This is a genomic window from Halalkalibacterium ligniniphilum (assembly GCF_000334155.1).
In the GTDB taxonomy this organism is placed as follows: Bacteria; Bacillota; Bacilli; order Bacillales; family Bacillaceae_D; genus Halalkalibacterium; species Halalkalibacterium ligniniphilum.
The window spans coordinates 1-9,279 of the sequence record NZ_ANNK01000061.1; the positions used below are offsets into that span (position 1 = coordinate 1).

Sequence of the window (9,279 nt, forward strand, 5' to 3'; positions counted from 1 at the left end):
GGTCCTCATACCCAGGAGGTTTACGAAGAAAAGCAACTACGAATTGGACGCAATGCCCTTTTTACATTTGTTAATCAACGTGTGGAAGACTGCAATTTAACAAAGCTTTTAAAAGGTGCCGATGTTATTTTTCATCTAGCAGCAGCGACAAAATCAGATAGTAAGTGGCCGTACTTACCTGAGGTCATCAAAACAAATGTTCATGTGACAAAAACACTCCTTCATGCATGCGTTCCACCGGCACGCTTCATTTATGCTTCAACTGTTGAAGTGTATGGGGACAGAGTCGGACTGATTACAGAAAGAACGCCAACAAACCCTTCATCATCGTACGGTGTGACAAAGTTAGCAAGTGAAGAAATTGTCAAAAATGAAGCGAGAAAAAAAGGGCTTGATTATATTATTTTACGCTTACCAACCGTGTATGGTCCGTGGCAGCGTGACGATATGACCTATCAACAAATTTTAGTGGGAAAAGAACAAATGACGGAAGATCGGTCTACCCTTGATGTGCTTTATATCGACGATGTGATAGAGGGCTTGCTGCTTGCTGCGAAAACAAAAGCAGTAGGAGAGGTCTTTCATTTAACAACAGGGAAAGAAAACCTTTGGTACAAAGGCAAAAGCTATTTATTAAATAATAAGACATTGACTAAACCTCTTCACAAGGTATCACTTTGTCCCAAAAAAGCAAAAACACAACTAGGATTCGAGGCGAAAATGTCTTTAAGCGAGGGGCTTGAAAAACAACGAGAACATGTGACAAAATGGCAAGAGCGTAAAGACTTGCTCTAGAAAGCGGGGGGAGGATTTGGGTGCTAGACGTGCAGTGTTAGGGCTGTTCATTTTTGCGTTGGTCGCAGTGGTGCTTTTTATGATTTTGAATCAATTGATTGGTTTGAATGAAGGTGTTAGCGTATTACTCGCATTACTGATTGGATTTTTAGTAGAATGGCTTTTTTATCGTAAGAAACAAGGATAAGAATGGGGCTGGGACAAAAGAGTTTTTATTGATGAGAAATCTAAACGTCATGATCGTTGATGCATAGCCTTCGCTTCGGAAATATCCTTCGCTTTCCGCGGGCGGCTGGTGAGCCTCCTCGTGCTTTTTGCACTGTGGGGTCTCACCCTTGCCTTTGATCCCTACGTATTTTTCCGCCGCTAAGGTTATGCATTGTTCGCATTTTCAATCATACACGTTCGTTATGTCTCAGCCTCTTTTCACGAAGAAGAAAGGTAAAACTTTTAAAGCTCTCTAGCGACAGGCTCAAGCGGCTTACAATGTCTTCAACTCCTCCTACGAAAACAAAAAAGCTTGCTAGTCGAAGCTTCCTGTGCATTTCTTTCTGTGAAAACGGGGTGCTTACAGGATGATAAAGGAGGAAGTGTGTCGCTCACACCGCCTTCATTAAAATGGTGCACAGCAAGCTCGGGGGACCCGTTTTCATCTGTGTGGAAGAGAGAGCCGCTCCTGCTGGTTTCTGTTATACCCTGCTTTTGAAAAACGAGTTCTCAAAAAATTGTAAATCAGGGTATTTGTCAATCGCTGTACGCATTTGAAAATCATTTTCAAATAATACAACGATCCGGCCATCACGATCAGTTACTAGGTTACGTTGCATTCGTTTAAACGTCTCCATCGCTTCACCCTCTCCATCAACCCAGCGGGCAAAAGAGAAGGGGAGTCTTTCAAGTTGAATGTCCACATGATACTCATGCTTTAAGCGATATTCAAGAACTTCGAATTGCAGAACCCCAACTACACCAACAATTTGCTGTTCTGTATGGCGATTGTAGGTTTTAAATAACTGAATAGCACCTTCCTCGGTTAGTTGCTGCAGGCCCTTCTCGAAAGATTTATGCTTTAGCGCTTCCTTGACCGTAATGACAGAAAAGTGCTCAGGTGAAAAGTGTGGCATCTCATCAAACTCAAAATTGGCTCCTTCTACGAGTGTATCCCCAATCCGAAACGTACCTGGGTCGAATAAGCCAATAATATCGCCAGCATAAGCTTCTTCGATAATTTCACGGCTTTGAGCAAGGAACTGAGTTGGCTGATTCAGCTTTAACGATTTTCCAGTTCGCACATGATTCACGTTCATGCCTCTTTTGAACGTACCAGATGTGATGCGGAGAAAGGCTACCCGGTCTCGGTGAGCAGGATTCATATTTGCTTGAATTTTAAAAACAAAGCCTGAGAAATGTTTATATTCTAACGGATCAATAACACCATTGCTGCTTTCTCTTGGTGTTGGATACGGAGAAAGCTTTAAAAAATGGTTTAAAAATGTTTGTACTCCAAAGCTTGAAACAGCACTCCCAAAGAAAATCGGTGTTAAATGCCCCTCTTTAATTTGCTTTTCATCAAACTCATCACCTGCAACGTCAAGCAGTTCAATTTCTTCTCGAAATTGAGCAACAAGCCCAGCATCTCCAATGACTTCATCAATTTTAGGATCATCTGGACCAATGACCGAAATGACATCAATGTCCTTTGGATTATTTGGGTTATAGAGCTCGAGACGTTTCTCTTTTCGATCATACACGCCGGCAAAGGATTGGCCCATACCAATTGGCCAGTTTACTGGATAGGAGCGAATACCGAGCAGTTCTTCTAGCTCTTCCATCAGCTCAAAAGGATCTCGGCCTTGGCGATCGAGCTTATTCATGAAGGTGAAAATCGGAATTCCCCGCATTTTACACACTTTGAACAGCTTCTTCGTTTGCGCCTCAACCCCTTTTGCAGCATCAATTAGCATTGTTGCTGAATCTGCAGCCGTTAAGGTCCGGTACGTATCCTCACTGAAATCCTCATGCCCGGGTGTATCGAGAATGTTAACATGATAGCCGTCGTATTGAAATTCTAACACGGAGCTTGTGACAGAAATCCCTCTTTGCTTTTCGATTTCCATCCAGTCACTCATTGCATGCTTGCTATTTTTACGTCCTTTGACGGTACCTGCTTCACGAATGGCTCCTCCAAACAAAAGAAGCTTTTCGGTTAGTGTTGTTTTACCTGCATCTGGGTGGGAGATAATGGCAAATGTCCGGCGTGTCGTTACTTCACTTTCATAAGTAGTCATAGAATATCCTCGCTTTTTTCCTCATTCTTCTCGTATGTTTTTTCTTTACGCAGATCTTGTTTATTATATCAAGCCCAATCATTTGTTTCATCTTTTTCTCATATTAAGGTTACAGAATGATTACAAAACCGATCGAAAAGGATGAAACATTCATGAGTAGGCTCTTCCTACATAGTATGGAAACAAAGGACTAAAATTCCACTATCTTCACTGAAAATAAAGGAGTTTTCTTTAAAATAGCGAACATAGAAACAAGCCTTAGGCACAGGTCTTAAGACTTGTTATGAAAATTTTACAAAAAGATGTCGAAAAATCCTTTATACTAGTAGAGAATGGCATCACAACAAGGGAGTGTCTCAACATGATGTTAAGATTGATGAGCGTTCTCTTGCTGTTGTTCTTTCTCATTGGCTGTTCAGATTCTTCATCGAACCCTTCTTTGAAATCCGTTGGATTGTTAGTAGAAAATACAATCGATGATCAAGGTTGGAATAGTAAAGGTTATCAAGGTTTATTAAATATTCATGCGAATCTGAACGTCGATGTGTTCCTTGAAGAAGGAATCGATAACGAGAGCAAAGCAAGAGCTGCAATTGAAAAATTCGTTAAAGAAGATGTAAATTTAATTTTTGGGCATGGGCATGTGTTTGCCTCCTATTTTTCTGAACTTGGTAGCGATTTTCCAGATGTCCATTTTGTTAGCTTTAATGGTGACGTGACAGGGGATAATGTGACAAGTCTTCAGTTTGATGGATATGCAATGGGCTATTTTGGAGGAATGGTAGCAGGAGAAATGAGCCAAACGAATAAAGTTGGCGTGATTGCTGCGTTCCCGTGGCAACCAGAGGTTCAAGGCTTTGTAGATGGAGCGTCATATCTTGATAAAGCTATCGCCTATGTAGAATATGTGGGGGATTGGTCCGATGTGGACAAAGCGATGCACTTGCATGATAAGCTAAAAGCAAAAGGGGTAGATGTGTTTTATCCAGCAGGCGATGGCTATCATATTCAAGTAATCGAGGAAATAAAGCGTGATGGTGATTTTGCGATAGGCTATGTAGGGGATCAATCAGATTTAGGTGAAGCGACGGTGCTAACGAGTACGGTACAACATGTAGATAGCCTTTATGAATTAGTCGCCGAGCGATTCCAAAATGGTGAGCTTGAAGCAGGAAATCTATCTTATGATTTTAAAGATGGTGTTATTTCATTAGGTGCTTTTAGTACTGTTGTTCCTGAAACCGTTCAGGAGCAAGTAGAAGGTGCCATTGCCACGTATGTAGGGACCGATCGACTGCCCCATCAAACTGAATAACCTCTATCTTGCGTGAAAGCATCTTTACGTAGTATGTTAGACAAGAAGGACGTTTGAAGAGGTGATGAACATGACTGATCCAAGTCAAAACATGAAATTTATGCAAATTGCCATGAAGCATTTGCCAGAAGGTAAGAAATTTTTAGATGAAAAAGGGATTGAGCTAAGCATAGAGGATATGCAGCCAATGCTAGAGCTCCTTCTTAATGTGATGAAGGAAGCATATGAGTTAGGAAAGCAAGAAGCGACAAAGGAAGAATAAAGGAAACAGGGAAGGCTCTCAGCTTGTAAAGAATGAGGCCTTTTTCTGTTTTAAAGTGATGGAGCTTGTGTGCAGAAAAGAAGGAGCGTTTACACTCATAAAGGCACGATTGACGTAGTTAAAAATTGGAAGGGCCAAGCATTGTTTATCATTTACTGAAGGAGCTTGCCAATGAGGGAGACCGGCAACTTTGTAGTCTTGTGTTTTGGACGTGCGCACAATGAGGAAGGGGAACATAGTATGCTAGAAGTACTGAGCAAAGGAGTTGTATCGATGAGCTATCTACCCTATCAGCAGTACGATTGGCACCGCGAATTTCATGACAACGAGCGTTTTTCACCTGTGCTTCCTTTTTTAGCAGGGCTTGCAGTAAGTCCGTTTCTTTTTGGTGGCTACGGTGGTGGATATGGCCCAAGTTACGGACCTTATTACGGTTTTGGTTATGGGATGCAGTACGGTCCGAACTATGGCCAATTCTATGGTCCGCAAATCGGTCCAGGTTATGGATCCCCGTATCGACCATATTAACGCACGAGCAACACTGCTCGATTATCGATAAAATGTCAAAAAACTTCTCGTTTTTCACGAGAAGTTTTTTGACATGCTAAGACAAACTAGAAATTACTTCCCTTTATTTGCTGTGAAAAAGCTTTGTACCATTTTGAAGTAAGGAATCAGTTTCTGGAGCGTTGGACCGAGAGATTCAGCTAGCCTCATCATGTGCTCCATTTGCTCGTACGTAAAAGGAATCTCACTGTTCGAAGAATGGTTAGCTGCTTGCTCCTCATGCTCTAGCTCTTTTGGGGGTGTTTCGATTTTTTCCTCCTGTCTCGGCATCGGGCGGCCAAACATTAAATCGTTAAAAAAATCACTCGGCCGCTCTGGGGTAGGTCTCATTTCAGTTTCTTGTTCAGACATTCTCGTTAACCCTCCTAACACTATGCAATTGTTCATTTATAAAAAGAAATGACTTGGGGAGGCTTAAATTAGGTGTTAAAACCCTCCTAGTTGTCATTGTTAGTGTATGAAGCTCATTAGCATGGCGTGTAATATGTGACAAGCCTGTTTCTTTGTTTGCATATGGACAGAACAACGGAAATAAGCTAAAATTAGGAGCAGGTACTAATAATAACTCGTAAATAAATGGATACGAAATAGAATGCCGCATTACGAAAGGGGAAACTTCGATGGCTCAAGCAGGTATTTTAGGGATCGCTAGCTATGTGGGCGAGCATATTGTCACCAATGCAGATTTTGAGAAAACATTAGATACTTCTGATGAATGGATTCGTACACGAACAGGAATTGAAGAAAGACGTTTCGCAGCAGATGATATGAATACTTCTGATATGGCTTATGAAGCAGCGAAAGAGGCAATTGCTGAATCAGGAATCGCCGCAGAAGAGATCGACTTAATCCTTGTTGCAACCGTCACGCCTGATATGCCGTTTCCTTCCGTATCGACATTGATTCAAGAGCGTTTAGGTGCAAAGAAAGCTGCAGCAATGGACATTAGTGCTGCATGTGCTGGATTCATCTATGGTCTTGCAACGGGTCAGCAATTTATTGAAACGGGAGCCTATAAATATATTTTAGTCGTTGGTGTAGAGAAGCTTTCTAAAATTACGAACATGGAAGATCGAAATACAGCAGTCTTGTTTGGGGATGGCGCCGGTGCTGCAATCATGGGGCCAGTTTCTGAAGGAAGAGGGATTCTTGCCTTTGACCTTGGAGCAGATGGATCTGGCGCAATGCACATTAATCAGCAAGGAAAATACCTAGAAATGAATGGTCGTGAAGTATTTAAATTTGCGGTACGGCAAATGGGAGAATCTGCCCTTAAAGTTTTAGATAAGGCTGGTTTAACAAAAGAGGATGTCGATTTTCTTGTGCCTCATCAAGCAAATATACGAATTATGGAGGCGTCAAGAGAGCGTCTGGAGCTTCCTGTTGAGAAGATGTCAAAACGAATCCACAAGTACGGGAACACTTCTTCAGCATCCATTCCAATGGCTATGGTAGATGATTTGAAAGATGGTAAAATAAAGGATGGAGATTTGTTGGTCCTTGTAGGTTTCGGGGGCGGACTTGTCTGGGGTTCAGTAGCTCTACGTTGGGGCCGATAAAACGTAAAAGAATCTGGAAAGCAAAGGAATTAGGGTGAAAAGGAGAGAACAGAATGCAAAGACGTGTAGTAGTTACAGGGATTGGAGCCGTTACACCGCTTGGATCGAGTGTAGCAAAAACGTGGGAAAGGGCAATTGCTGGTGAATCGGGTGTCGGCCCGTTGACAAGGCTTGATGCCTCTCAATTCCCAATGAAGGTGGCAGCTGAGGTAACGGATTTTGACCCAGAGGCTTTTATGGATAAAAAGGATGCACGGAAAATGGATCGCTTCACACAATTTGCTGTGGCAGCTGCTTTAATGGCCTTAGAGGACGCAAAATTTGAAATTACAGAAGAAAATGCGACACGTGTTGGGGTCTGGATTGGTTCAGGAATTGGTGGAATGGAGACGTATGAACAGCAGTTTCGGACATTTTTAGAGAAAGGGTACCGTCGTGTGAGTCCTTTCTTTGTCCCAATGATGATTCCAGATATGGCTTCTGGCCAAGTATCCATAGTAACAGGGGCTAAGGGGATCAACTCTTGTTCAGTAACCGCTTGTGCATCTGGCGCAAATTCCATCGGTGATGCGTTTAAAGTAATCCAGCGCGGGGATGCTGACGTGATGATCACAGGTGGAGCGGAAGCACCAATAACAAGCATGGCTGTCGCTGGCTTTTGTTCGGCAAAAGCTGTCACAACGAACGAAGATCCAAAAACAGCGTCCAAACCTTTTGATGCAAATCGGGATGGGTTTGTCATGGGTGAAGGTGCGGGAATTTTAATTTTAGAATCTCTAGAATCAGCTCAAAAGCGCGGTGCAAAAATTTATGCGGAAATCGCTGGATATGGAGCAACAGGAGATGCCTATCATTTGACACAACCTGCCCCTGAAGGAGAAGGCGGTGCTCGCTCAATGGCTCAAGCGATTAAAGATGCGGGATTGAAACCAGATGACATTGACTATATGAATGCACACGGTACAAGTACCCCGTATAACGATAAATTTGAGACAATGGCTGCCAAAACGGTTTTCGGTGATCATGCGAGAAAATTAGCAATAAGCTCGACAAAGTCAATGACAGGACACTTGTTAGGTGCGGCTGGAGCCGTTGAAGCAATCTTTTGTGTGAAGGCGATTGAAGAAAGCATTTTACCGCCTACAATTAATTATGAAACACCAGATCCTGAGTGTGATTTGGACTATGTTCCAAACAAAGCCCGAAAACAAGAGGTACGGGCAGCACTTAGCAATTCATTAGGCTTTGGTGGGCATAATGCAACCCTTGTGTTTAAAAAAAACGCAGAATAAAACAAGAAGGGGCTGGGACATAACGAACGTGTATGATTGAACATGCGAACGATGCACAACCTTCGCAGAGGAAATAGACGTAGACTCTTGCGGGATCAAAGGAAAGGGTGAGACCCCACAGTGCAAAAAGCACGAGGAGGCTCACCAGCCGCCCGCGGAAAGCGAAGGATATTTCCGAAGCGAATGCTAGGCAGCAACGTCATGACGTTCGGATTTCTCATCAATAAAAACTCTTTTGTCCGAGCCCCTTTTCAATGAAAGAGCGATAGGATAAAAAACAAACGGAAGCATTAATGTCCCTCTTCATAAGGGGCGTCATCAATATGATCATGGGCAGACATTATCATTTCCGTGTTTTCTTGGTCAGGATTAAAAAATGCTGAGATGGCTTGACGGTTTTTTTCAAAATCAAGCTCCAGCACTTGCCCAGCATGGGAATAGGTACGATCTACATAACCATTTTCAATCGGAATTCGCAGCGTTTCAATTTCTTCAACTGGGTTTAACAAAAAATCACGACCTAAGCTAATGACTTTTCCTGTTGTAATATTTGTATCAATATAAGGTTCGATTTGGCCAATCAGTCGAGGTACTCGCGTTAAGCCTGAAAGAGAAAGTAATTCATCTTTCAATAAGCTAAGCATTTCTTGTTGGCGAGCAACACGTCCAAAGTCGTTGTTGCTATCACTTCGAAAGCGAACATAGTTTAGAGCCTGCTGTCCATCTAACGTCTGAACGCCAGGTTGAAAGTCAATGTAGGTGTTGGACGATTGATAGTACATCCGATTTTTTATGTCTAGTTCTATTCCATTTGGTGCAATGGCATCAACGAGACTGACAAAACCATCAAAATTGACCATGGCATAATAATGGACGTCAAGGTCAAAATTTTCTTTGATTGTTTGTCGGAGCAATTCAGGCCCCCCAAAGAAGAAGGCTGCATTGATTTTATTGTCTTGGTAACCAGGAATGGATACGTAGGAGTCACGCATGATGGAGGCAAGCTTTGCTGTTCCGTCTTTTGGTGAATATTGTGCGACCATGATTGTATCCGTTCGGGCAGGTTCATTTTCCTCTGTATCAACTCCGATTAATAACACATTTAACGTTTCTTCATTTTCAGGCTTATCTGGAGTGAATTGGAGTTCTTGCGAAGGGTCCAAGCTTCCTTCATTTGCGTTGTCAGTCGCTTCAAGCTTGC

Annotated in this window: 10 protein-coding genes; 7 read left to right on the forward strand and 3 right to left on the reverse strand. The window is 42.5% G+C overall.

Translation table 11 applies throughout. The annotated features are described in order from the left end of the window. Both BLT_RS0106000 and BLT_RS23995 read left to right on the forward strand, forming a co-directional pair. Positions 1 to 795, forward strand: a 795-nt coding sequence (locus BLT_RS0106000; RefSeq protein WP_017726903.1) for an NAD-dependent epimerase/dehydratase family protein, incomplete at its 5' end; no start/stop codon positions are given. A gap of 16 nt (positions 796 to 811) precedes the next feature. After that, a complete protein-coding gene (locus BLT_RS23995; protein WP_017726902.1) occupies positions 812 to 982 on the forward strand; it encodes a hypothetical protein in 171 nt (56 codons plus the stop codon). A gap of 502 nt (positions 983 to 1,484) precedes the next feature. On the opposite strand, the gene BLT_RS0106010 is transcribed toward BLT_RS23995, so the two are convergent. Continuing rightward, positions 1,485 to 3,083: a peptide chain release factor 3 gene (locus BLT_RS0106010; RefSeq protein WP_017726904.1), complete on the reverse strand. Its 1,599-nt coding sequence runs from the start codon at positions 3,081 to 3,083 to the stop codon at positions 1,485 to 1,487. A gap of 361 nt (positions 3,084 to 3,444) precedes the next feature. Here BLT_RS0106010 and BLT_RS0106015 point away from each other — a divergent pair, with 361 nt between their 5' ends. The 3 genes from BLT_RS0106015 (at position 3,445) to BLT_RS0106025 (ending at position 5,188) form a co-directional block, all read left to right on the forward strand. After that, positions 3,445 to 4,398, forward strand: coding sequence for a BMP family ABC transporter substrate-binding protein (locus BLT_RS0106015; RefSeq protein WP_017726905.1), 954 nt, complete (start codon positions 3,445 to 3,447; stop codon positions 4,396 to 4,398). Positions 4,399 to 4,468: 70 nt separating this feature from the next. Continuing rightward, positions 4,469 to 4,660, forward strand: a complete 192-nt coding sequence (locus BLT_RS0106020; protein WP_017726906.1) for a ComZ family protein — start codon at positions 4,469 to 4,471, stop codon at positions 4,658 to 4,660. Positions 4,661 to 4,900: 240 nt separating this feature from the next. Then, entirely contained in the window at positions 4,901 to 5,188 is a 288-nt protein-coding gene (locus BLT_RS0106025; RefSeq protein WP_017726907.1) for a hypothetical protein, read from the forward strand. Between the two features lie 93 nt (positions 5,189 to 5,281). Here the strand turns inward: BLT_RS0106025 and BLT_RS0106030 are convergent, their stop codons facing one another. Further along, positions 5,282 to 5,578, reverse strand: a complete 297-nt coding sequence (locus BLT_RS0106030) for a hypothetical protein (protein WP_017726908.1) — start codon at positions 5,576 to 5,578, stop codon at positions 5,282 to 5,284. Between the two features lie 269 nt (positions 5,579 to 5,847). Between BLT_RS0106030 and BLT_RS0106035 the strand changes: the two genes are divergently transcribed. Then, the gene (locus BLT_RS0106035; protein WP_017726909.1) at positions 5,848 to 6,786 is read left to right on the forward strand and encodes a beta-ketoacyl-ACP synthase III; all 939 of its coding nucleotides are present in this window, start codon (positions 5,848 to 5,850) and stop codon (positions 6,784 to 6,786) included. Between the two features lie 53 nt (positions 6,787 to 6,839). After that, the gene (fabF, locus tag BLT_RS0106040) at positions 6,840 to 8,078 is read left to right on the forward strand and encodes a beta-ketoacyl-ACP synthase II (RefSeq protein WP_017726910.1); all 1,239 of its coding nucleotides are present in this window, start codon (positions 6,840 to 6,842) and stop codon (positions 8,076 to 8,078) included. A gap of 290 nt (positions 8,079 to 8,368) precedes the next feature. Here fabF and BLT_RS21520 read toward each other — a convergent pair. Further along, positions 8,369 to 9,279, reverse strand: a 911-nt coding sequence (locus BLT_RS21520) for an LCP family protein (RefSeq protein ID WP_017726912.1), incomplete at its 5' end; no start/stop codon positions are given.

Excerpts from the sequence above, each read along its gene's own strand:
- BLT_RS0106035 (WP_017726909.1), top strand. The coding sequence starts at position 5,848 with ATGGCTCAAGCAGGTATTTTAGGGATCGCTAGCTATGTGGGCGAGCAT.
- BLT_RS0106010 (WP_017726904.1), bottom strand. The coding sequence starts at position 3,083 with ATGACTACTTATGAAAGTGAAGTAACGACACGCCGGACATTTGCCATT.
- BLT_RS0106025 (WP_017726907.1), top strand. The coding sequence starts at position 4,901 with ATGCTAGAAGTACTGAGCAAAGGAGTTGTATCGATGAGCTATCTACCC.
- fabF (WP_017726910.1), top strand. The coding sequence starts at position 6,840 with ATGCAAAGACGTGTAGTAGTTACAGGGATTGGAGCCGTTACACCGCTT.
- BLT_RS0106015 (WP_017726905.1), top strand. The coding sequence starts at position 3,445 with ATGATGTTAAGATTGATGAGCGTTCTCTTGCTGTTGTTCTTTCTCATT.
- BLT_RS0106020 (WP_017726906.1), top strand. The coding sequence starts at position 4,469 with ATGACTGATCCAAGTCAAAACATGAAATTTATGCAAATTGCCATGAAG.
- BLT_RS0106030 (WP_017726908.1), bottom strand. The coding sequence starts at position 5,578 with ATGTCTGAACAAGAAACTGAAATGAGACCTACCCCAGAGCGGCCGAGT.